Source organism: Hydrogenophaga sp. 5NK40-0174, from assembly GCF_040372165.1.
Lineage (GTDB): Bacteria > Pseudomonadota > Gammaproteobacteria > Burkholderiales > Burkholderiaceae_C > Hydrogenophaga.
Map to the genome: position 1 here is coordinate 39,432 of NZ_BAABWG010000006.1, position 22,369 is coordinate 61,800.

A 22,369-nucleotide genomic window follows, 5' to 3' on the forward strand; every position below is an offset into this window, starting at 1 on the left:
CACAAAAAAGCCACCTGAACAGGTGGCTTTTTTCATACGGGAGGGGATGACCGCTGCGTTATTGCTTGGCAGCATCCGCAGCCGCCTTGGCAGCTGCATCGGCCTTCTTCTTGGCAGCCTCTGCCGCATCTTCAGCAGCCGTCAGCGCCGCATCCTTGGCTTCCTCTGCCGTCTTCTCAGCTGCAGCCTGAGCATCATCAGCCGCTTCCGCTGCAGCCTTGGCTGCGTCGACCGTGGCATTGGCCGCATCGGAAGCAGCCTCGGTTGCAGCGTCTGCCGTAGCGTTGGCAGCATCCTGCGCCGCTTCGGTCGCGGCGGCAGCACCTTCCTTGGCAGCGTCCATGGCGGCGCCCGCACTCTCCTTGGCAGCATCCATGGCCGCATTGGCGCTCTCCTTGGCGGCGTCCATGGACGGCGCCACCGGCATGTCTTCTTCTTTTTGGCCACAAGCCGTCAGTGCAACGGCGGCGAGAACGCTGGAGACGAGGATGAATTTTTTCATGGTCTGTGCCTTGGGTCTGTTCTTGGATTCAGTGAGTGATCTTCAACGGTGGCATGGCCCGGTCGCGTCATGCGAAGGCGTCATACCCCCTCATGGAGCGCGATCATACCGCTGATCAGTCAGCGCACCGGCGCACGGGCAAGACTTTTTCCATTGCTCACAAACTGATGCGAACACCCACAGACCGACACGTGTGCAAGGAGCGGTCAAAGGCCCAGAACGGATGAAGCAAACCCGGGCTGGCCATAGCGCCAGAACCCGTCTATGCGTTCATGGAGTGCAACTCTTCTGCCCGCATCCTGGGTGGCCACCATCGCGTCGCGCTGGTCGTCCAGCCGCTCCAATGTCCAGCCGTCGGACCAGAATGCACTAGGCAGCTGATCACTTCCACGCCCCGAACAGGTGCGGGCCTCGACGATATGGCTCCAGTGCTGACGCCACTGAACCAGACGGGGGTGCAGGCTGTGAATCAGGCGGTAGTCTCTGGCCACAAAGCGAATGGTTCTGCCACTCGATGCCCAGGATTGGAGCGCATCGATGGCCGCACGCTCTCCGAGTGGCCAATCGGCAAAATCCTCATCGCAGAGAATCAGGCGCTTCCACCCGTGTTCAGCAGCATGTGCCAACGCCAGTCGGACGAAATCCTGAAACGTTGCACGGCCCTCAAACCTGCCTTCCGGCAATGGCGGCAAGGCAGCTGGCGAAGATGCTTCTCGCGCGGAACCAGAGGGCAGACGATCGGAAGGAAAGCTCATCACTGACACTCTATCGGATCAAGCTGCTGCCGTCACCTGTGCACCACACCTTACCGGGGTCAAGGGGTCTCCTCCTGCAGATGCAGCCAGCCCGCCTCACACCATTCCGCGAGAAGGCTGCGCGCGTCTTCAGACGCCTTCTTCAGCGCCGATCCGTCGAGTTCTCGCCGGTCTGCAAGTGCTCTCATCAGGCGAGCATCTGCTCCTGCTGCCCGATAGCTCTCCCCGTTGATGAAAACATGGTGCTTGTCGTACATCATGCGAGTACGCCGGTCCAACCTGATGCCACGACTCACAAGCGACTGTTCATCTGCCTCTTCTGCGGACTCGTCGGCATCAAACCACACGCCCGGTTTGGGCTCGGTCATCACCTCCCCAAGAGCACGCTCGAGCAGCTTGTCGTCGGCCACCATGCGCGTCAGGCTCTCGCGCGCAAAGCGTTGCAAGCTGACTGGCATTTCAGATGGATGCTCCGTCGCGGCTTGCTGCGGATCCCGATACAACGCTTCGTCTTCGAGTTCGTCTGCCATGCGGTGCATCAGCTCTCCGGCCAGACCTCCGCGCTGAGGCACCCTGAATCCGACGGAATATGTCATGCAGTCACCTTCAGGCTCTGCCACTCCGTCGTGTGCCCAACCCGGCGGGAGATACAGCATGTCCCCCGGTTCCAATAGGTGTTCTTCTTCGGGCTCGAAGTTGGACAGAATGCGAAGCGGAACACCCTCTTGCAGGCTCTTGTCCTTGTTTCGCCCTATTCGCCAGCGCCGCCGTCCACTCGCTTGCAGCAAAAAGACGTCGTAACTGTCAAAGTGTGGCCCGACCCCGCCGCCAGCGCTTGCCCAAGAGATCATGATGTCATCAAGACGTGCGTCCGGCACGAAGCGGAACTGTTGCATCAGCGCATGCACGCCATCGTGATGCAGGTCCACGCCTTGGACCAGCATGGTCCAACCGGCTTTGGACAGCGGCGGAAACGCTCTCCGTTGAAATGGCCCATGGCGCAATGTCCACCCTTTCTCGCCGTGCACGATCAGGCGCGACTCCACGCCCTCCTGACCGGCCAGCGCGAACAGGGCCTGACGATCCAGCAAAGGTTGGAAACCGGGAACAGCCTGGCGAATGAGCAGTGGCTTCTTTTGCCAGTAGCGGCGCATGAACTGGGCGGGGCTGAGGCCGCCAAGCAGTGCCAGCGGAGTGGTTTGGGCAGATGGGGAAGATCTCGACATGGAAGGGGACTTGCGTCTGGCTTGGCTCATGGGACAATTGTGCGATGAAAATCGATCGACAATGTGTGGTGTCCCTGACGTGGACACTCAAGGATACGCTGGGTGAGACGCTCGACCAGCTGGAAGAACCCATGGAGTTCCTGGTGGGCGGCAGTGACCTGTTGCAGCGCATCGAAGACGAACTGCAGGGCAAAAAGGCAGGAGACACGCTCAGCCTTCACCTGGAACCAGAACACGCGTTCGGCGACTATGACGACCGTCTGCTGTTCCTGGAACCTCGACAACTGTTTCCGGGCGAGCTGGAAGTCGGGATGGCTTTTGAGGGTCTGCCCGAGGGATGCAACCCTTCCGCGCCGGCCGACCGGCTCTACTTCGTCAGCGACATCTACCCCGACCACGTGGTGCTCGACGGCAACCACCCGCTGGCGGGCATTGCGCTGCGGGTGTCAATGAAGGTGCACGCTGTGCGCGAAGCACGCGTGGACGAAGTGGGCAACGGCACGCTGGGCACCGGCTTCTTTCAGGTACGCGTCAACCCGGAAGAAAAGGGCAGCGGACCAGAGGGAGACCTCTCTCCAGGCCGGACCCTGCACTGACCCAGGCCCAAACCGGGCTCAGCCGCGACCGGTAGAGCCGTAGCCGCCTTCGCCCCGTTCACTTTCACTGGCGAAGGCGTCGACCAGCTTGAATTGAGCCTGCACCACAGGCACGATCACCATTTGGGCAATTCGCTCCATGGGCTCGATCGTGAATGCCACATCGCTGCGGTTCCAGGCGCTGACCATCAGTTGGCCCTGGTAATCGCTGTCGATCAGGCCCACCAGATTGCCCAGCACAATCCCGTGCTTGTGTCCCAGGCCTGAACGCGGCAACAGCATCGCCGCATAACCCGGGTCAGCCAGGTGAACGGCCAGCCCTGTGGGGACGAGCTGCCAGGCATTGGGCGCCAGTGTCAGGGGCGCATCCAGGCAGGCCCTCAGATCGAGTCCGGCGCTTCCAGGCGTGGCGTATGCGGGGAGCTGATCCGCCATGCGCGGATCCAGGACTTTGACTTCAATCTGCATTGCTTCGTCTCAAACGTCGATTGGATGTAGTGAGGGCGCTCCTTGGAGCGCCCTCTTTGGTCAGGTCAGAAACACTGAGCTCTCAGCGCTTCACTGCTGCTTCTCCTCCTGGATTGCATCTTGCAGTGCTTTCATCGGATCGTCCTCGGACTCAACCGATGGAGCTTCCAGATCGGCGCCAGGCTCGTCTGGTGCAGCAAACGGATCGTCAGCATCCCCGTAGTCTACATCGGGCAAGGCTTCCAGCTGATCCAGCACAGCGGCATCATCGAGTTTGACCTTGTTTTCAATACCGCCGGTCACGATCGAGGGATCGAACAGGATGACGGTCACCATGATGAGTTGCAGGACGATGAAGGCCACTGCGCCTTTGTAGATTTGCCCCGTCGTCACTGCGGGAATGCGTTTGCCGGTGACTTCGTCGGTGTAGTCACTGCGTGCAGCCACACTGCGCAGATAGAACAAGGCGAAACCAAACGGTGGCGTCAGGAACGAGGTCTGCATGTTCATGGCAACCAGCACACCGAACCAGACCAGATCAATGCCCATCTTCTCCGCAACGGGAGCCAGCATCGGGATCACGATGAACGCGATCTCAAAGAAGTCGATGAACATGCCAAGCACGAACACCAGCAGGTTCACCACAATCAGGAAGCCGATCTGTCCACCGGGCAATTTAGCAAACAGGTGTTCCACCCAGATATGTCCATCGGCCGCATTGAAGGTGAAACTGAAAACGGTGGATCCGATGAGGATGAACAGCACGAAAATGGCCAGCTTGGTCGTGTTCTCGAGCGCCTGCAACAAAACAGTGCCCGTCAGGCGCTTGCGTGCGCCAGCCATGACCAACGCGCCGAGTGCGCCCATGGCACCACCCTCAGTGGGCGTTGCAAAGCCCAGAAATATGGTTCCCAAGACCAGGAAAATCAGCACCAGCGGGGGGATCAGCACAAACGTGACCCTCTCAGCCAAGCGAGAGAGCAAGCCCAGCTTGAGGATGTGGTTGACCACCGCCAAACCCAGCGCGAGGAACGAGCCCGCCGTGATGGACATGATCACCATTTCATCGACTGGCGCCTCTGTTTCCCTGCCAGTCAGGAAGCGCCAGGCTTGGTCATGCACTTGCGACCAAAGCACACCCGCCACGGCGCAAATGGCCAGCAAAATGGCCAGGGACATGTGACCACTGCTGCCATTGGGCTCGACATAAATACGAGCCTCCTTGGGCAATGCAGGAACCCATGAGGGACGCACCAGCACGACGCCCACCACAAACAGGAGGTAAAGCCCCACCAGCATGACGCCTGGCAGCATGGCGCCGGCATACATGTCACCCACGGAGCGACCGAGCTGGTCGGCCAACACAATCAAGACCAGCGATGGTGGAATGGCTTGTGCCAGCGTGCCGGAGGCCGTGATGGTTCCTGTGGCAATGGTGCGGTTGTACCCGTAGCGAAGCATGATCGGCAAGGAGATCAAGCCCATGGAGATGACCGCCGCAGCCACAACGCCCGTCGTTGCGGCCAGCAGTGCGCCGACCAGAATCACGGCAACCGCCAAGCCACCCCTGACCGGACCGAAGACCTGAGCAACCGTTTCAAGCAAGTCTTCCGCCATGCCACTTCGCTCGAGAATGATCCCCATGAGCGTGAAAAACGGAATGGCCAGCAGGGTGTCGTTCTGCATGATGCCAAACACCCTCAGCGGCAAAGCCTGAAAAAGATTGGAAGGGATCAGTCCGATCTCCATTCCCAGAAAGCCGAAGGCCAGACCCGTGGCTGCCAGCGAGAACGCAACCGGGAAGCCCATCAACAAGAATGCCAGCAACCCGACAAAGAGGATCGGCACGAAGTTTTGTGTCAGAAATTCAACCATGTTGACGCTCCGCGTCAGTCGCAACGTGCGACGACTCGTTAGGGACTTCGGTGGCCTCTTCTTCTTCGTGGGCCAGCGCATCGGATCCAGCGCCGGTCAAGAAGGCCACGCGTTTGATCAGCTCGCTCACACCTTGCAATGCGAGCAGACCAAATCCGGCGGGAATCAATGCGAATACCGGCCACCTGATGAGGCCGCCTGCGTTGACGGAGGTTTCACCCGAGGCGTACTTCTCCGCCAGCAATGGCCAAGCGTAGTAAGACATCAACCAGCACAGCGGAAACAGAAAAACAATAATTCCGATGATGTCGATCCAGTTGCGCGTTCTGGCAGAAAACTTGGTCGACAGAAAATCGATGCGCACATGGGCGTTCTTGAGAAACGCGTAGCCGGCACCGAGCATGAACACCCCGGCAAACAGGTACCACTGAATCTCCAGCCATGCGTTGGAGCTGGTGTTGAACAGTTTTCGAATGATGGCGTTGCCCGCACTGATCAGTGTGGCGGCCAGAATCAGCCACATGACCAACCTGCCAACCCAGGTTGAGATCGTGTCTATCCAGCGCGATAGCGTTAAAAGGTAACTCATGGCATTCCGAGGTCAATTCGTTCGGGTAGCAGTGTAGAGGCCAGCATTCGTACTGCCTGAGCGCAGGCTGACGAACAAGGCGTGTTGCATCCATCCAGAGATGTTTCAGCAAAAAACCCCGCCAAAGCGGGGCTTTCTGCATCAATTTGCCATGACTGAATTACAGCTTGGCAGACTGCATGTAGCGGTCGAACTGGGCTTCCGTGAAGCGGAACCACAGGTTGGCGTCCTTGCGGAATGCCGAGTAGTCCTCGTAGATCTTCTTCCACTTGGGGTTCTTGGCGCTCAGATCGCTGTACAGCGCCATGGAGTGCTTGTAAGCCTCGTCCATCACCGACTTGGGGAATGGAGACACTTTGGCACCACCGGCGACCAGGCGCTTGAGAGCGGCCGGGTTGCGGGCGTCGTACTTGGCCTGCATTTCGGTGTGAGCGTAGGCAGCAGCAGCCGTCACGATGGCCTGATACTCCTTCGGCAGACCTGCAAACGCCTTGTCGTTGACGTACAGCGACAGCTGAGCGCCACCCTCCCACCAGCCTGGGTAGTAGTAGTGCTTGGCAACCTTGTAGAAGCCCAGCTTCTCGTCGTCGTATGGACCGACCCACTCGGTGGCGTCAATGGTGCCTTTTTCCAGCGCCTGGTAGATCTCGCCACCAGGAATGCTCTGTGGCACACCACCCATGGCGGTGAAAACCTTGCCGGCAAAGCCACCAATGCGCATCTTCATGCCCTTGATGTCTTCGGCGCCCTTGATGGGCTTGCGGTACCAGCCACCCATCTGGGCACCCGTGTTACCCATCGGGAAGTTGACCATGTTGTAGTCGGCGTAGAACTCGCGGAACAGCTTCATGCCGTTGCCGTCGTACATCCAGGCCGTCAGCTGGCGGCTGTTCAGGCCAAACGGGATGGCCGTATCCAGAGCAAAGGTCTCGTCCTTGCCGTGGAAGTAGTAAGGGGCGGTGTGGCCGCACTCGACGGTGCCCTGCTGGACGCCATCCACGATACCGAAGGCAGGCATGATCTCGCCGCCAGCATGCACGGAGATCGTGAATTTGCCGCCGGTCATGTCATTGACATAGCCTGCGAAGGTCTCGGCTGCACCGTAGATGGTGTCCAGTGCCTTGGGAAAGCTCGATGCCAGGCGCCAGCGAATGTTGTTTTGTGCGTATACCGCGGGTGCTGCACCGGCTGCCAGCACACCTGCGATACCAGCGTGCTTGATGACTGAACGACGATCCATGTTGTTTGACTCCGAATAGTGATGAAGAAGCTTGCACCTTCACAGATACAAGCGAGGGCGAAGTGAAATCATTGTATGAATCCACTCGGAGCCAATGTTGGGGGTTTTCCCTCGCAACAGCCCTTGCACCCGCAGTGCTTCAGGCTTTTGCAAGCTTAAGCACTCAGGCTTTCAACAGAGATGTGAAATTTCTTGGTCAGGCCACGACCTGGAGGCCTGCACCGCCTCCGAACAGGTCGGAAAAACGCCGCCGTACCGATCGTTCGATACCCGCAGCGTCGAGGCCTTCATTGGCCAGCAGTCGCACCGGATCACCATGTTCGATGAATTCGTCCGGCAAACCCAGCTGCAAGACCGGTACGTCGATGCCATGCGACTCAAGTGCCTCGAGCACGGCACTGCCGGCCCCGCCCATGACACAGCCCTCTTCCACCGTGACCAGCGCACTGTGGCTGCGAGCGATCGAGAGCAGCATCTCTTCGTCGAGCGGCTTGACCCAACGCATGTTGGCCACTGTGACGCCCATGCGCTCGCCCGCTTCCAGCGCTGGATACAGGAGACTGCCGAAAGCCAGAATGGCGACACTGCGGCCCTGGCGGCGAATCTCGCCCTTGCCGAATGGCAGTCCTTCCAGATCGGCGGGCACTTTGGCGCCGACCCCGGCTCCACGTGGATACCGGACCGCCACGGGATGATCCTGCCCGTGCGCCGTGCTCAGCAGGCGGCGAGTTTCGGCCTCGTCCGCAGGGCAGGCCACCGACATGTTGGGAATGCACCGCAGGAACGCAATGTCATAGGCGCCTGCATGGGTAGCCCCGTCCGCACCCACCAGACCTGCACGGTCCAGCGCAAAGACCATGGGCAGCTTCTGCAGCGCGACGTCGTGAATGAGCTGATCGTACGCGCGCTGCAGGAATGTGGAATAGATCGCCACAACGGGTTTGAGCCCTTCGCAGGCCAGGCCGGCGGCAAACGTGACGGCATGCTGCTCGGCGATTCCGACGTCAAAATAGCGATCAGGAAAGCGCTTGTGAAACTCCACCATGCCTGAGCCTTCGCGCATCGCAGGCGTGATCGCCACGAGCTTCTCGTCCTGCTCGGCCATGTCGCACAGCCACGAACCGAATACCTGCGTGAATGTGAGCTTGCCTGGCTTGGAAGACTTGACCAGCCCGACGGCGGGATCAAACTTGCCTGGACCGTGATACGCGACAGGATCCGCTTCGGCCAGCTTGTATCCCTGCCCCTTTTTGGTCACCACATGCAAGAACTGCGGCCCGCTACCTGCATCCATGAGATCGCAGATGTTCTCAAGCGTGGGGACAAGCGAGTCAAGATCGTGGCCGTCAATAGGCCCGATGTAGTTGAATCCGAACTTCTCGAACAGCGTCGCAGGCACCACCATGCCCTTGGCATGCTCTTCAAACCGCTTGGCCAGTTCGAACAATGGCGGGGCCCCTTTGAGCACCTGCTTGCCAACACTCTTGGCCGTGGCATAAAAACGCCCGCTCATGAGCTGGGCCAGGTACCGGTTGAGTGCTCCCACCGGCGGGGAGATCGACATATCGTTGTCGTTGAGAATGACCAGCAGCTTGCCCTCTTCCACACCGGCATTGTTCAGCGCTTCAAAGGCCATACCGGCCGTCATGGCGCCATCGCCGATGATGGCCACCGACCGTCGCCCGTCGCCCGTCAGCCTGGAGGCGACAGCCATACCCAGTGCCGCAGAAATGCTGGTCGAGGAATGCGCTGTGCCAAACGTGTCGTATTCGCTTTCGTCACGCCGCGGGAAGCCACTGATGCCACCGAGCTGGCGCAGCGTTCCCATGCGGTCACGCCGGCCCGTGAGAATCTTGTGCGCATAGGTCTGGTGCCCCACGTCCCACACCAACCGGTCGTCAGGGGTGTTGAACACGTAGTGCAAGGCAACTGTCAACTCGACTGTACCGAGGTTGGAGCTGAGGTGTCCTCCCGTGCGGGAAACGCTCTCTAGCAGATATTCCCGCAACTCATTGGCCAGGGTGGGCAACTCATGCCGTCCCAGCTTGCGCAAATCCCCAGGGGAGTCGATTCGGGTGAGCAGTCCTTTGCTCTCACTCATGGTGCTTCACTCTCGCTTCAGTGGTTGCGGCGGGCCACCCAGTCGGCCAGCGCGTGCAAATGATCGGTATGGGTCAGCCCGCTTTGGCGCAGCGCATCGTGCGCCCTTTCAAGCACCGTGGACGCATACGCCTGTGAGGCCTGAAGCCCCAGCAGTGACACGAAGGTGGGTTTGTCGTCCGCGGCATCCTTGCCAGCGGTCTTCCCCAGCGTGGCTGAGTCGGCAGTGACATCAAGAATGTCGTCGACGACCTGAAACGCCAGCCCCAAGGCCGCGCCGTAGGCCTTCAACTGCGCCGCGGCTTCGGCGGAGCATTGGCCAGTTGCGGCACCCATGGTGACACTGGCTTGCAGCAAGGCGCCTGTTTTCAGGCGATGCATCGATTCCAGCGCTTGCTGGTCGAGACTGATGCCCACACTGGCCAGGTCGATGGCCTGCCCTCCTGCCATGCCGTACGCACCAGCAGCCAACGCGAGCTGTCGGCACAGGCCGAAACCGGTCTCTGCGGGCATGGAACCATCGTCTGGTAGCAGCAACTCAAAAGCCAGGGCCTGTAGAGCGTCTCCGGCCAGCAAGGCAGAGGCTTCTCCGAACTTGACGTGGACCGTTGGCTTTCCCCGGCGCAGCACATCGTTGTCCATACAGGGCATGTCGTCATGGACCAGAGAATAGGCGTGGATCAGCTCCACCGCACAGCCGGCCCGCATGGCAGCGCCAGCGTTGCCGCCAACCGCCTCGCTGGCCGCCAGCACCAGCAAGGGACGCAAGCGCTTTCCGCCATCGAGAACGGCGTAGCGCATGGCTTCGCCGAGATCCGCTGGAGCGTTTGCACTGACCCATCCAGACAGAGCTGCCTCTATCTCCTGTTGGCGCGTCTGTCGCCAGCTAGCGAAGTCAGGCGCATCGACTGTTGTATGGGCCACCGGCGCGAGTTCGGTCATCAATCGTCTTCCCAGGGCTGCAGGCTGTCGCCCTCCAACACCTTGATCTGTTGCTCAACCGCCTCCAGACGGCCGCGGCAGAAGTTCAGAAGCTCGGCACCACGTCGGTAACGCCCCAGCAGTTCTTCGAGCGGGAGCTGGCCAGCATCCAGCTGGGAAACAAGCTCCTCAAGCTCCCTGAGAGCAGCGTCATAGTTTTCGGGCGCGTCCTGTGCAGCTTTTGCGGAAGCCTTGGTCGTCGACTTGGATCCGGAACTTGCGGGCATGGAAGTATGGTCTCAGCGGTGGCAAGGATGGCCAGACCGGCATCCGATCCAGCAAAACAGTTGTGACCGGCCCGTCCAGGTCCGGTGAGAACGACCTCGTATTCTACCGCCCCGGTCTTTCACTCCCGGCTTGCCGGCCGGGGCAGGCAGCGCTCATCACACAGAACCGATGTTGGTAACAAATTGACCTGAAAAAGGTATAATTGAAGGTTTCCTTTTCCTTGCCCGGCTGCGGCTTCGGTCTCGATGAACGGTTGAAAACGCTTTGCGGCGCTAGCGCAGGACTCCTGCACGATGCGGCCATGGCTGTTTGCGCCTCCTGGTGACCTGCAGAAGGCTTGGCAAGTGGTGAGGGGTCGGGACGGCATCACCGCCCAATCAGGGTAAAAGCGAACAATGGCTGCATTGACGCCATGGACATTGCCGGGCTACGCAGTGCGGTCGGCCTCCCTGAAACCGGTGGTGACAAAACCCGTACCCGAACTGCCATCGCCATCGTCCGCGCCTGATGCGTCCAACCTTTGTTCGCCAAGCGCTTTTCCTGCCCCTTCATAGGGGGAGTCTCTAGGTCAGGATCTCCATGTCTGATTTAAGTCTTCAGCTCCAGCAGGCCGAAAGTCAACTGCCCGTCTCTTCCTACTTCGACCAGGACCTGTTCCAGCGCGAGCTGGAGGTGCTCTTTGGTCAGGGCCCACGCTATGTCGGGCACGCCAATGCCGTGCCAAACAAGGGGGACTACTACACCTTGCCCCAGGAGAGCCATGGGCGAGCGCTCGTCAGGACTGCCAATGGTGTCGAGCTGGTCTCCAACATATGCCGGCACCGCCAGGCGGTGATGCTCAAGGACCGCGGCAACTTGCAGGGCAACGCCAGCGGCCATGCCGGCGGCCAGATTGTCTGCCCGCTGCACCGGTGGACATACAGCGGAGGCAGCCATGGCCCGCTGGGCGACCTGGTCGGCGCTCCACACTTTGCACAGGACCCGTGCCTGAACCTGAAGCGCTACCCGCTGCAAAACTGGAACGGACTGCTGTTCGAAGACAACGGCCGTGACATTGCAGCCGACCTTGCCGGCATGGGGCCAGCCAAGGACTTGTGCTTTGACGACATGGTGCTGCATCATGTTGAAGCGCACGAGTGCAACTACAACTGGAAGACCTTCATCGAGGTGTATCTGGAGGACTACCATGTCGAGCCGTTCCACCCCGGGCTGGGCAACTTCGTCACGTGCTCGGACCTGGAGTGGGAGTTCAGCAAGGAGTTTTCCGTGCAAACAGTGGGCGTGCACAACCTGGCAGCCAAGGCCGGCAGCCCTGTGTACAAGCGCTGGCACGAGCAGCTCATGAAGTACCGGGAAGGCAAGACGCCCGACAAAGGCGCGATCTGGCTCACTTACTACCCGCACATCATGGTGGAGTGGTATCCGCACGTGCTCACCGTCTCCACCCTCCATCCGATCAGCGTCGACAAAACGCTGAACCTGGTCGAGTTCTACTACCCGGAAGAAATCGTGGCTTTCGAGCCCGAGTTCATCGAAGCACAGCGGGCTGCCTACATGGAGACAGCCATCGAAGACGATGAAATCGCCGAGCGAATGGATGCAGGCAGAAAAGCGTTGATGGAACGCGGCGACAACGAGTTCGGCCCCTATCAAAGCCCCATGGAAGACGGCATGCAGCATTTCCACGAGTGGTATCGCCAGCGCATGACGGCTGACCTCAAGGCTTGATGCCTCCCGTCTCACATTCCGCGGACACGGGGAGCCCATAGCATGCAGGCGCTCTGGATGCTGCTGGGCGCATTCCTGTTTGCATCCATGGGGGTATGCATCAAGTTTGCGTCCGCGTACTTCAACAGCTTCGAGATCGTTTTTTACCGCGGACTCGTCGGGGTCGTCTTTCTGGCCATCGCCAACCCGGTGCGAGGTGTCAGCCTGCGCACCCGGGTTCCCATGATGCACGTGTGGCGAAGCGCAGTAGGCGTCACCGCCCTGACCAGCTGGTTCTTTGCGATAGCTGCCCTGCCCCTTGGCGCTGCCGTCACGCTCAACTACATGAGCAGCGTCTGGGTAGCTGCGTTCCTGCTCGGTGGCGCACTGATCAATCAGCAGCAGCACGCACCGATACGCCAACAGGCCCCCCTGTTTCTCACCGTGCTGGCCGGGTTTGGCGGCGTCGCCATGATGCTAAGGCCGACCGTCGCAGGCGATCAGATGTTTGGCGCTCTTCTGGGCTTGCTCTCCGGCCTGTTTGCCGCCTTCGCCTACATGCAGGTCTCGGCATTGGCCCGTGCAGGCGAGCCAGAGAGCCGGACGGTGTTCTATTTTTCGATTGGCGCCACACTCACGGGCGCCATAGGGTCAGCTTTTGCGGGCTTCACGCCATTGACATTGACCAACAGCGTGTGGCTGCTTCCCATCGGCCTGCTGGCCATGTTCGGTCAGCTGTGCATGACCCGCGCCTACAGCAGTGGCGCCACCCTGGTCGTCGCCAATCTGCAATACGCCGGCATTGTGTTTGCCGGCATCTACAGCCTGCTGCTGTTCGACGACCACCTGCCCCCCATCGGATGGGCTGGCATGGCCCTGATCATCGCCAGCGGCATCACCGCCACTGCTCTGCGGGCCAGGGCGGTGCCCATTCAGCGTGAAGAGGATCATGCAGAGGACCACCCGGGCACCTGACCTGCCCCTGTAAAAGCCAAAGAAACGGTGTTTTTCGGGCCAAATTCACCATTTCGAGATTGTGCAGGCCCTCGGCACTGGATCAAAATGGATCCATGTTCAGCACGCTCATCGCCCCTCAGCAACTGGCCTCGCTTCTCGACCAGTCGCGCACTGTCCACCTGTTCGACTGCAGCTACGACCTCGCCGCTCCCGGCGCTGGTCGTGAGCAGTACCTCGACTCACACATCCCCGGCGCGCAGTACGCCGATCTGCATGATGACCTGAGCGCGTCCACGGGCGCGGCGGCCGCCAGCGGCGGAAGGCACCCGCTTCCAGACCGAGCAGCGTTCGCGATGTGGCTCGCGCAGAAAGGCGTGCGGGCTGGCGAGCAGGTGGTGGTCTATGACCGCCAGAACAGTGCTTTCGGCCCTCGCCTGTGGTGGATGTCCAAGTGGTGTGGCCATGAGGCCTGTGCCGTCCTGGACGGCGGGCTTGCGGGGTGGTTGGCACAAGGAGGAGCTCTGGCATCCGGGCCCACAGAAGAGGCACCGAGAGGTGATTTCACGCTGTCTGCCCCGTTGGCTGCACTCCATACCCTCGAGAAGGTCAAATCTGGACTGGGCACAGCCGGCCAGAAGCTGCTCGACGCCAGAGCTGAAGCGCGCTTCTCTGGCCTGACCGAGCCGCTCGATCCTGTGGCAGGCCACATCCCGGGCGCCCGAAATCGACCGTTTGGCGACAACCTCCAGCCCGACGGGCACTTCAAGCCCGCCGCGCAGCTGCGAGAAGAGTTTCTTGCGGCCCTGGGATACCAGGTCCGCCATGCCCCCACCCATGAAATCGCTTGCCCGCAAGGCGTGGTGCACTACTGCGGCAGCGGGGTCACGGCGGCTGTCAATCTGCTGGCCATGGAGGTCGCTGGCCTGGGCAGGCAGTCCCTTTTTGCCGGCAGCTGGAGTGAATGGAGCCGGCAGCCCGAGACCGCAAAAGCCCGGGGAATCCGGGCGACGTGATGGTTCACACGCCTTTGCGAGTCATCTGATGCCAAATCACTCAAGGCTTGCAAGACTTTGGCCGATAAAAGGCTTAACTGCGCTGTGGCAAGCAAGGGCGGCGAATGCCGCCGTACCAACCATGAGACACGTAGCCCGGTGGATCGCGTACCGGGCCCCATGCCACAAACACCAAGACGGATGAAGCCCACGCCGCCGCCATTGCCGACACTTCGCCATGAGCTGGACGATGAACTCGCCTGGCTCAAGCGCGTCTGTCTGTGGCTGGCGATGACGGCCTCCGCACTCGTCCTTCCGGTATTTCTCAGCACCGACAACCACCGCGAAACCATTTCCACCATCGCCTTTGCTGCCATGGGATGGCTGGCCTACTTTCTGGCACGCAAAGGACGCATTGACACCGTTCGCTACGTCCTTGTCATCGGCGCGTTCGTCGTGACCATTGCGTCGGTTGTTGCATATGGGTCCGTGAGAACGGGCTCGAACTTCCTTTTTGTCGGCATCGTGGTGGGTGCCAGCCTCTTCCTCTCCAAATTCGGCATTCGGGTCGTGGTTCTGCTCGAAATTGCGGCGCTGGGCCTGCTCAACTGGGCCGAATACGCAGGGATGATGCCGCAGGCCAATTTCCAGGTGGGGCTCAAGACCTGGGCCACCCAGACTGCCTGCCTTGTCGTGGTGGCCTTGCTGGTGTTCCACGGACGCAACCGCTCCGAGCGCATCAATCAGCGCTTGCGGGAAGAGCTTTCCCTGCGCCGGATGACGGAGCAGGAGCGCGACCGGAATCTGGAGCGCTTTGCCCGCATTTTCAGGGCCAGTCCCACGCCCATGATCGCCCAGTCGGCCATCACCGGGTCCATTCTCGACGTGAACCAGGCCTTTGAGCGTTGCTACGGCTACGCAAGGGTTCAAGCCCTTGGGCGAACCGACTCGTTCCTGTGGGCAGACAACTCGGAGCGAAAAGACTACCTCAGAGAGCTCTACTCCACCCGCCGTGCCGAGCCTCGCAGTGTCAGAGGTCTGCGAGCAGACGGCTCTGAGTTCAATGCCCAGATTTCCAGCGAGCTGGGTGACGACCCGGACGACCAGCTGGTGATCACCACGATCACCGACATGACCGAAAACGACAAAGCGGTGGACAAGCTTCGCCGGTCCGAGGAACGGTTTGCAAAGGCATTCAACTTCAGCCCGCTGAACATGGCCATCACGCGCTTGTCCGATGGTGCCTATATCGAGGTCAACGAATCCGAAAACTCCATCATCGGAATGCGCACCGAAGAGCTTGCAGGCAAGACATCCACGGACGTGGGCGTATGGCTCACGACAGAAGACCGGCAGGTGTTCATTGACAGGCTGCTGGCGGAAGGCAAGATTTCCGCCTATGACACCGTCATGCGACACAAAGACGGGCCATTGGTACAGACTCGCGTCTGGGCGGAGCTTGTCGATATCGATGGCGAACAGTGCATTTTGTCGTGCACGGTCAATGTCACAGAAGAAAAGCGCCGGGAAGCACTGCTGATCGAGTTGGCCAAAGGGCTTTCGGGGTCAACCGGCGAAGCGTTCTTCTCGGCACTGAGCAAACACATGGCCGCCGCCCTCGAGGCTGACATCGTCACCGTCACCGAGCGAGAGGACAACGGGCAACTGCGCCAACTGGCGGTCTGGAGCAGTGACAAGCCCATTGACTGCTGCGCCTATGACACTGCCGGCACACCATGCGATTCGGTCATGCAAAGCGATGGGGTCTGCATATTCCCTCGCAACCTTGGCCAACTGTTTCCGACGCAACCCGTCATTCAGGAAACCGGCATGCAGGCGTTTGCCGGTCAGGCCCTTCGCGACCCGGATGGCAACATCATTGGCCTGGTCAACGCCATGTGGCGCGAGGCCATCGATCCGACACCGGAGAGCAAGGCGCTGATTGCCATCTTCGCGAGCCGGTCAACGGCCGAGATGCTGCGCTTGCGGCGGGAGCGGGAGATTCGCCATCTCAACGAATCCCTGGAACGTCGGGTGACCGATCGAACAGCAGAACTGGTCAAGCTCAATGCCGAGCTTGACTCGTTTGCCTACTCGGTCTCCCACGACCTGAAGTCTCCCTTGCGCTCCATCGAGGGCTTTACCCAGTTGCTCAGTGAACAGCTGGATGGACGCCTGAGCGAGGAGGAAGCTGCGCTTTTCACCCGAGTGCTGGGCGCCACCCACCGCATGAGCAATCTCATCTCGGACCTGCTGGCGCTGGCCCGGGTGAGCCAGGGCGAAATGATCAGGGAAGAAGTGAACATTTCCGCCCTGGCGCACGAGATCACGGAGGCAGAAAGCCGCAAACATGATGCACGGCAGATCAACTGGCGTATCGAGCCGGGTATGCGATGCAACTGCGACTCACGCCTGGCTCGCATTGCTCTGTCCAACCTGCTGGAAAATGCGGCCAAGTACACCCGGGATTGCGATTCGGCCAACGTGGTCATCGGCACAGTGCATCCCGCGGCCAACGAGGACAACACGGTGCAAGGCGCCTCTGGCGCGCCCGTGTTCTTCATTGAAGACAACGGCGCGGGCTTCGACATGCGCTACGCCGAGAAGCTCTTCAAGCCGTTTCAACGCCTGCACATGCCCAGCAGCGGTTTCGAGGGAACCGGCATCGGCTTGGCCACTGTGCGGCGCATTGTCGAGCGGCATGCAGGCTTCATCACGGGTCGCGCCGAGCCTGAGCGTGGCGCTCGCTTCGAGTTTTCGTTCGGAGAGGCCGCCGAGCCTGAGGCGACCGTTTCGCATGAGGGAGGGCACCCATGACCAAGGAGTCATTGCACGCCCTGGCCAGCGACGACCCCATGTCGCCGCGACAACCCATTGCCCTGCGGCGCCATCAGCAAAGAGCGCTTTTTGCGCTGCTGGTGACCATCTCGTTCTCCGCGCCGATGGTCACCCTCGGCTTGTATTTCAAGCAAGGAATGAGCGCCCTGACCTGGGTGGGCGTTTTCATTTCCCTGTCCATGGCATTCCTGCTGCTTTCGTTCAGGCTGGGTCACCACCGCCTGACAGCACAAATGCTGATTTTCGGACTGATCATCACCTCCGCTGGCGGCGTTGTTGCGCACGGCTCGGTGCGAAGCGGCGCCATGTTCATGATGCTTGGCGCGGTGGTGGGAGCGGGCGCATTCCTCTCGCGTCGGGCGTTGATCGCCGCCGGCGTCCTGTGTGTGGGGCTGGTGGGTGCACTGAACTGGCTGGACTATGCGGGCATGCTCCCTGAGGCAAGTCTTCAGCCCGGGTGGACAGTTTTCCTGACGCAAGCCGTGGTGCTGGTGAGCATGCTGGTCAGCGTGTCATACGGGCGGTATCACCTCTCGCATGCCTTCCACAGCCAGGAGATCGCACTGGAGCGCGCGAGGGACGTGGAGGCCAATTTGCGCGCCAGCGAGGTCCAGTTTCGCGCCTTGTTTCAGAACAACCCTGTGGCCTGTGTCGTGCAGTCGGTCCGCCATCAACGTGTGCTGGATGCGAACGATGCCTTTCAGGCGATGTTTGGCTATAGCCGCGATGAGCTCACCGTCGAGGACCGGCCCAATTTCTGGGAAAACCGGCACGACGAGTTGAAGTTCCAGGCCATGCTCGAGGCCACCCGGCGGGTGTCAGGCATGCGAACCAAGGCCGTGCGTCGGGATGGCAGCGTCTTCGACTCGGTGATTTATGCCGAAGTGGTGCCGCACGGACCTGACCACCTGCTGATTGCCATGGTTCTGGATGTCACTGCCGAAGCACAGGCTCGCCGCGAGCTGGAATCCTCGCAGGAGCGCTTTGCCAAAGCCTTCAACTTCAGCCCCCTGGGCATGACCATCACCCGCCTGTCCGACGGCCGATTCATGGAGGTAAACCCTGCCAACGAACGGGTTCTGGGATACACGCAGGAAGACTTTGAAGGCAAGACCTCTGTCGATGCAGGCGTCTGGCTGACCGAAGAAGAACGGGGCGACTACATTCAGGCGCTGAAGAGAGATGGCCGACTCAGCGGCTACGAGACCCGGATGCGAAGTCGGGCCGGCAAAGCGGTGGATGTGAAGGTCTGGGCCGAGATCATTGAGCTGGACGGAGAACGTTGTGCGCTGTCCTTCACTCTCAACGTCGAAGAAGAGAAGCGCCGGGAAACCACGCTCAAGAATGTGGCCGAAGGTGTGGCGGCCCAGACGGGCGAGGCGTTCTTTCTCTCTCTTGCCGAGCACCTCGCTTCGGCGATCGGAGCGCAAGGCGTTGTCGTGGCCGAGCTGAGTGGAGAGCATCGCATCCAGACTCTTGCATGGCTCAAGAACGGCCAGCTTCAGCCCAACATCGAACTGTCCGTGGAGCACACCCAGTATGCGCGCATACTGGCGAGCAAGGACATCCAGGTCATCGACGCGAGCAACCGGCAGGTGCTGCTGCCCATCCCGCCGTTTGACCCGGACGAGATACAGAGCTCGGTCGGGATCGCGCTGACCGATGCCGATGGCACACCCATCGGGGTTCTCGGCGCAGTGTGGCAGCGGCGCGATGCGGCGAGCAAAGACGTCATGGCGATGATGCGGATCTTTGCCAGCAGGTGCAGCGCCGAGCTGGTCAGGCTGCTGCGCGACCGCGAGATCAGCAAACTGCATGACACCCTGGAGCAACGAGTGCAGCAACGCACGGAGCAGCTCGAGTATCTCAACCGGGAGCTTGATGCGTTCGCCTACACCGTCTCTCATGACCTGAAGTCGCCCTTGCGTGCCATGGACGGGTTCATGCAGGTGCTTCGCGAGCAGATGCACAGCCGCATCGATGCCGACGATGCCGCCGTGCTCGACCGGATCGATGGCTCGGTAGGTCGCATGAACAGTCTGATCACCGACCTGCTGGCACTGGCCCGGGTCAGTCAGGGACAGCTGCAGCGAATGGACGTCGACCTCACTGACCTGGCACAGGCTGTCATCCGCCAGGAGCAGCACCGTGACCCCGCCCGTGAAGTAGCCATTTCCGTGGAGCCGGGCATGACGGCCAATTGCGATGCACGCATGGCCCACATCGTTCTGGAGAACCTGATCGGCAATGCATGGAAATACTCACGCAAGCAAGACCATGCCTGCATTGAGGTCGGACAGGTGGTCTCGGCTGGTGGTGCACCCGAGTTCTTTGTCCGCGACAACGGCGCCGGGTTCGACATGGCCCGTGCCGACCGCCTGTTCAAGCCTTTCACCCGCTTGCACTCGGCATCCGAGTTCGAAGGCTCGGGTATCGGCCTGGCCACGGTGCGCCGTATCATTGAGCGCCACGGCGGCCAGATCAGGGCAGAGTCCAGTCCGGGCGAAGGCGCAAGCTTCTGGTTTTCGTTCGGACAGCCTGAGAGCGAATAGGGGTCAATGGGCGTGCCAGGCGCCTCGAACCAGCATCACCATGGCGATACCCGCCAGAAGCCACAACACCTGGACAACCGTTGCCTTGAGGTTGAGCCGCTTCTGCAGCTGCGGGATCAGGTCAGCCAGAGCCACATAGATAAAGCTGCTGGAAGCCAGTACCAGCAGATATGGCAGCACCTCATCGAATCGGGAAACCATGCCGTAACCCACAAGGCCGCCGATACCGGTGACAGTTCCCGCCAGCGTCACCTTGATCAAGGCGTTGCGACGGTTGCCTGAGGCATGCTGCACCACCACCAGATCACCGATGTGATGGGGCACCTCGTGCGCCAGCACGGCCAGAGCCGCCATCACACCCAGGTGCATGTCAGCCATGAATGCCGAGGCAATCAGTACGCCATCGCCGAAGGCATGGACGCTGTCGCCCGCCAGAATGGCCCAGCCACCCCCACCGTGGGCATGGGCATGGGCGTGCTGCCTGGCCTTCTCTGAGTGCTCGTCTGCGTGCTCATGTTCGTCATGGTCGTGGTGATGGCAGTGCTCGTGGCCGTGGTGCCAAAGCTCGGCTTTGTCCAGCAGAAAAAAGAACAGCAAGCCCACCAACAGGACGGCAAACAGGTCGTGCGCGTCTGCACCTCCCTCCATGGCCTCCGGCAACAGGTGCAGAAAGGCCGTTGCCATCAGGGCGCCCGCGGCCAGGCTGAGCATATGCTGGGTGTACCTGGCGAGCATGGCGGCGCTGAGCAAGGCCGCCAGCCAGACGCTGCCAACACCTGCACCCACCGTCCCGAAGAGAATCGCGAAAAGCATCATTTCAAACCACCTGAGCGACCTGGCCTGATGAGGCGAGCCGCAAAAAAAGGCGCAACAAAACGCCCACAGCAAAATGGTACCAAGCCTGTCAAGCCAGTCGCCGGGGGTGGACAGGTATTTTTTTGCCCCCATACGGGGGACGTCCTTGCAGCTTAGCGCTGGTCAGCGGCCATTCGCGTCCGCAGAATCGGGGGAAAGGCACTCTCGGCACCCAAACATCCAGCCAAAGTGCCAGACAGGCACAGCCACCATGACCACCAGACTCGGCCCATTGCTTCAGTTTCTCGGATGCCAGAACAACGAATGGGGTATCAGCGTTCTGGTGATCACCGGCCCGTCGGATCCCCCTCCTTCGCTGCATTGCGCGTCATCGGCAGTGCATGTCCAGCCGCCGCTGGCCGGACCTGTGCCAGGCACGCAGGACACCGCCTGGCGCTTTGACTTGGCCGTGTCGATGGGGATCCAGACCCAACGCATCAACTACAGGCTCAACGGCAAGCGACACACCTTTCATGTACCAGCGCTCGGCGCCATGCCCGACTGCGCCTATGCTTCCTGCAATGGTTTCTCCGATGGCCGGGACCGAAAGAGCATGGCCGAGCCAAACGCCCTGTGGACCCGCATGGCCCGGCTCCACCGGGAAGTCGACCTCGTCGACAACACCCACTTTGGTCCGCTGCAGCTTCTGCTCATGGGTGGCGACCAGATCTACAGCGATGACATCTGGAATGTGATTCCCGAACTGCGCGCCTGGAGCGAGATGCCATGGCGCCAGCGTTTGACCGCCCCCTGGACGCCCCAGCTTGAAACGGCTGTGCAATCCCATTTCGCGCGGCTATACATCGAGCGCTGGTCGCAGCCAGAAGTTGCAGCGGTGCTGGCCAGCATCCCTGCCGTGATGATGTGGGATGACCACGACATCATCGATGGCTGGGGCTCGCACCCGGCCGAGCTCCACCAGAGCCCCGTGTTTCAGGGTCTGTTCAAAGCCGCCTCGCAGGCATTTGCCCTGTTCCAACGTCACAGCATGGGCGCACCGCCCCCGGCCACGCTGGCGGGACAGCCGGCCCACAACAGCGGCTATCGAGCTGGCCCCATGGGATTGCTGGTGCTGGACATGCGCACAGAACGAAGCCCACGTCTTGGCGCCAACCTCACACATGAGGCAGGCACACTCGTCGCAGAGCAGGTTCTGAGCAGTCAGAGCTGGTCGGCCGTGTACCAGTGGCTGGACGCCGAACTGGCCAAACAGGACATGCGCCACCTCTTCGTGATGAGCAGTATCCCGGTGGTTCACCCCAGCTTCGAGCTGCTGGAAAAACTGCTCGGTGTGTTTCCCGGGCAGCAGGAGCTTGAAGATGACCTGCGTGATCACTGGACAAGCCCACCTCACAAGGCCGAGCGCCTGCGCCTGGTTCACCGCCTGCTTGAGGCCAGTGCCAAAGGCGTTCGCATCACCCTGCTCTCGGGCGATGTCCACGTGGCCGCCGTAGGTGTTATCGAATCCAGCCGGTCGGACGTGCCTGTCAATGCCAGAGTGATCAATCAGCTCACCTCAAGCGGCATCGTTCACCCTCCCCCTCCGGGGGTTGCACTGTTCTTTCTTGAGCAGGCCTGCAAGAACGTCGAAACCATCGACCGCGGCATCTCTGGCGCCATGTACGAGTTCCCGACCACCAGCCATCGCATGATCGGTTGCCGCAATTTCATGACATTGCAGGCAGACAGGCCCGGCAGCGCCGACCGCTACTGGGTCAACTGGTGGACGGAAGGTGAATCACACCCTTTTACCAAGGTGATTCACCCGGTCAACCTGCCCTAGGGACCCTCTGCATAACCTCCGCCATGCGTGTTCGAGGTCAAAACGGGATGGATGGCGTGCCTGCTTGTCGCACCGTGTGCCCGGCGGCACACGGAAGACAACAGGTGCGGCAGACGCCCGCTTTG

The 22,369-nt window shown here is 60.8% G+C and carries 18 protein-coding genes; 7 read left to right on the forward strand and 11 right to left on the reverse strand.

The annotated features are described in order from the left end of the window. Nucleotides 1-58 precede the first annotated feature (58 nt). The 3 genes from ABWV89_RS17480 to ABWV89_RS17490 all read right to left on the reverse strand — a co-directional run bounded on the left by ABWV89_RS17480 (nucleotide 59) and on the right by ABWV89_RS17490 (nucleotide 2,483). Nucleotides 59-502, reverse strand: a complete 444-nt coding sequence (locus ABWV89_RS17480; RefSeq protein ID WP_353399852.1) for a hypothetical protein — start codon at nucleotides 500-502, stop codon at nucleotides 59-61. Between the two features lie 206 nt (nucleotides 503-708). Beyond that, the gene (locus ABWV89_RS17485; RefSeq protein WP_353399855.1) at nucleotides 709-1,257 is read right to left on the reverse strand and encodes a hypothetical protein; all 549 of its coding nucleotides are present in this window, start codon (nucleotides 1,255-1,257) and stop codon (nucleotides 709-711) included. A gap of 59 nt (nucleotides 1,258-1,316) precedes the next feature. Further along, nucleotides 1,317-2,483, reverse strand: a complete 1,167-nt coding sequence (locus ABWV89_RS17490) for a ribosomal protein uL16 3-hydroxylase (protein ID WP_353400120.1) — start codon at nucleotides 2,481-2,483, stop codon at nucleotides 1,317-1,319. Between the two features lie 44 nt (nucleotides 2,484-2,527). On the opposite strand from ABWV89_RS17490, the gene ABWV89_RS17495 reads away from it, so the two are divergent. Then, nucleotides 2,528-3,079, forward strand: a complete 552-nt coding sequence (locus ABWV89_RS17495; RefSeq protein ID WP_353399857.1) for an FKBP-type peptidyl-prolyl cis-trans isomerase — start codon at nucleotides 2,528-2,530, stop codon at nucleotides 3,077-3,079. A gap of 18 nt (nucleotides 3,080-3,097) precedes the next feature. On the opposite strand, the gene dut is transcribed toward ABWV89_RS17495, so the two are convergent. The 7 genes from dut to ABWV89_RS17530 form a co-directional block, all read right to left on the reverse strand. Further along, nucleotides 3,098-3,547 (reverse strand): dUTP diphosphatase, encoded by a 450-nt coding sequence (gene dut, locus ABWV89_RS17500; RefSeq protein ID WP_353399860.1) that lies wholly within the window; start codon nucleotides 3,545-3,547, stop codon nucleotides 3,098-3,100. A gap of 90 nt (nucleotides 3,548-3,637) precedes the next feature. After that, nucleotides 3,638-5,422, reverse strand: a complete 1,785-nt coding sequence (locus tag ABWV89_RS17505) for a TRAP transporter large permease (protein WP_353399863.1) — start codon at nucleotides 5,420-5,422, stop codon at nucleotides 3,638-3,640. Next, complete coding sequence (locus tag ABWV89_RS17510) at nucleotides 5,415-5,945, reverse strand: TRAP transporter small permease subunit (protein WP_353399866.1); 531 nt, start codon at nucleotides 5,943-5,945, stop codon at nucleotides 5,415-5,417. Before ABWV89_RS17510 ends, ABWV89_RS17505 begins: the two co-directional genes overlap by 8 nt. Nucleotides 5,946-6,171: 226 nt before the next feature. After that, nucleotides 6,172-7,251, reverse strand: coding sequence for a TRAP transporter substrate-binding protein (locus tag ABWV89_RS17515; RefSeq protein ID WP_353399869.1), 1,080 nt, complete (start codon nucleotides 7,249-7,251; stop codon nucleotides 6,172-6,174). A 196-nt stretch (nucleotides 7,252-7,447) separates the two neighbouring features. Continuing rightward, nucleotides 7,448-9,352 carry a 1-deoxy-D-xylulose-5-phosphate synthase gene (gene dxs, locus ABWV89_RS17520; RefSeq protein ID WP_353399872.1) on the reverse strand — a complete coding sequence of 635 codons (1,905 nt, stop codon included), beginning with the start codon at nucleotides 9,350-9,352 and terminating at the stop codon, nucleotides 7,448-7,450. A 17-nt stretch (nucleotides 9,353-9,369) separates the two neighbouring features. Next, nucleotides 9,370-10,293: a polyprenyl synthetase family protein gene (locus tag ABWV89_RS17525; RefSeq protein WP_353399875.1), complete on the reverse strand. Its 924-nt coding sequence runs from the start codon at nucleotides 10,291-10,293 to the stop codon at nucleotides 9,370-9,372. After that, the gene (locus ABWV89_RS17530; protein WP_353399878.1) at nucleotides 10,293-10,559 is read right to left on the reverse strand and encodes an exodeoxyribonuclease VII small subunit; all 267 of its coding nucleotides are present in this window, start codon (nucleotides 10,557-10,559) and stop codon (nucleotides 10,293-10,295) included. Before ABWV89_RS17530 ends, ABWV89_RS17525 begins: the two co-directional genes overlap by 1 nt. 580 nt (nucleotides 10,560-11,139) lie before the next feature. Here ABWV89_RS17530 and ABWV89_RS17535 point away from each other — a divergent pair. The 5 genes from ABWV89_RS17535 to ABWV89_RS17555 all read left to right on the forward strand — a co-directional run bounded on the left by ABWV89_RS17535 (nucleotide 11,140) and on the right by ABWV89_RS17555 (nucleotide 19,606). Continuing rightward, nucleotides 11,140-12,288, forward strand: coding sequence for an aromatic ring-hydroxylating oxygenase subunit alpha (locus tag ABWV89_RS17535; RefSeq protein ID WP_353399881.1), 1,149 nt, complete (start codon nucleotides 11,140-11,142; stop codon nucleotides 12,286-12,288). 42 nt (nucleotides 12,289-12,330) lie between these two features. Then, nucleotides 12,331-13,242 (forward strand): DMT family transporter, encoded by a 912-nt coding sequence (locus ABWV89_RS17540; RefSeq protein ID WP_353399884.1) that lies wholly within the window; start codon nucleotides 12,331-12,333, stop codon nucleotides 13,240-13,242. A gap of 95 nt (nucleotides 13,243-13,337) precedes the next feature. Then, nucleotides 13,338-14,237 carry a sulfurtransferase gene (locus tag ABWV89_RS17545; protein ID WP_353399887.1) on the forward strand — a complete coding sequence of 300 codons (900 nt, stop codon included), beginning with the start codon at nucleotides 13,338-13,340 and terminating at the stop codon, nucleotides 14,235-14,237. A gap of 159 nt (nucleotides 14,238-14,396) precedes the next feature. After that, nucleotides 14,397-17,033 carry a PAS domain S-box protein gene (locus tag ABWV89_RS17550; protein WP_353399890.1) on the forward strand — a complete coding sequence of 879 codons (2,637 nt, stop codon included), beginning with the start codon at nucleotides 14,397-14,399 and terminating at the stop codon, nucleotides 17,031-17,033. Further along, nucleotides 17,030-19,606 (forward strand): PAS domain-containing sensor histidine kinase, encoded by a 2,577-nt coding sequence (locus tag ABWV89_RS17555; protein ID WP_353399892.1) that lies wholly within the window; start codon nucleotides 17,030-17,032, stop codon nucleotides 19,604-19,606. Before ABWV89_RS17550 ends, ABWV89_RS17555 begins: the two co-directional genes overlap by 4 nt. Nucleotides 19,607-19,609: 3 nt before the next feature. Here ABWV89_RS17555 and ABWV89_RS17560 read toward each other — a convergent pair whose 3' ends face one another. After that, nucleotides 19,610-20,422, reverse strand: a complete 813-nt coding sequence (locus ABWV89_RS17560; protein WP_353399895.1) for a ZIP family metal transporter — start codon at nucleotides 20,420-20,422, stop codon at nucleotides 19,610-19,612. A gap of 250 nt (nucleotides 20,423-20,672) precedes the next feature. Between ABWV89_RS17560 and ABWV89_RS17565 the strand changes: the two genes are divergently transcribed. Next, on the forward strand, nucleotides 20,673-22,244 hold the full coding sequence (locus ABWV89_RS17565; RefSeq protein WP_353399898.1) for an alkaline phosphatase D family protein: 1,572 nt from the start codon (nucleotides 20,673-20,675) through the stop codon (nucleotides 22,242-22,244). Nucleotides 22,245-22,369: the final 125 nt, after the last annotated feature.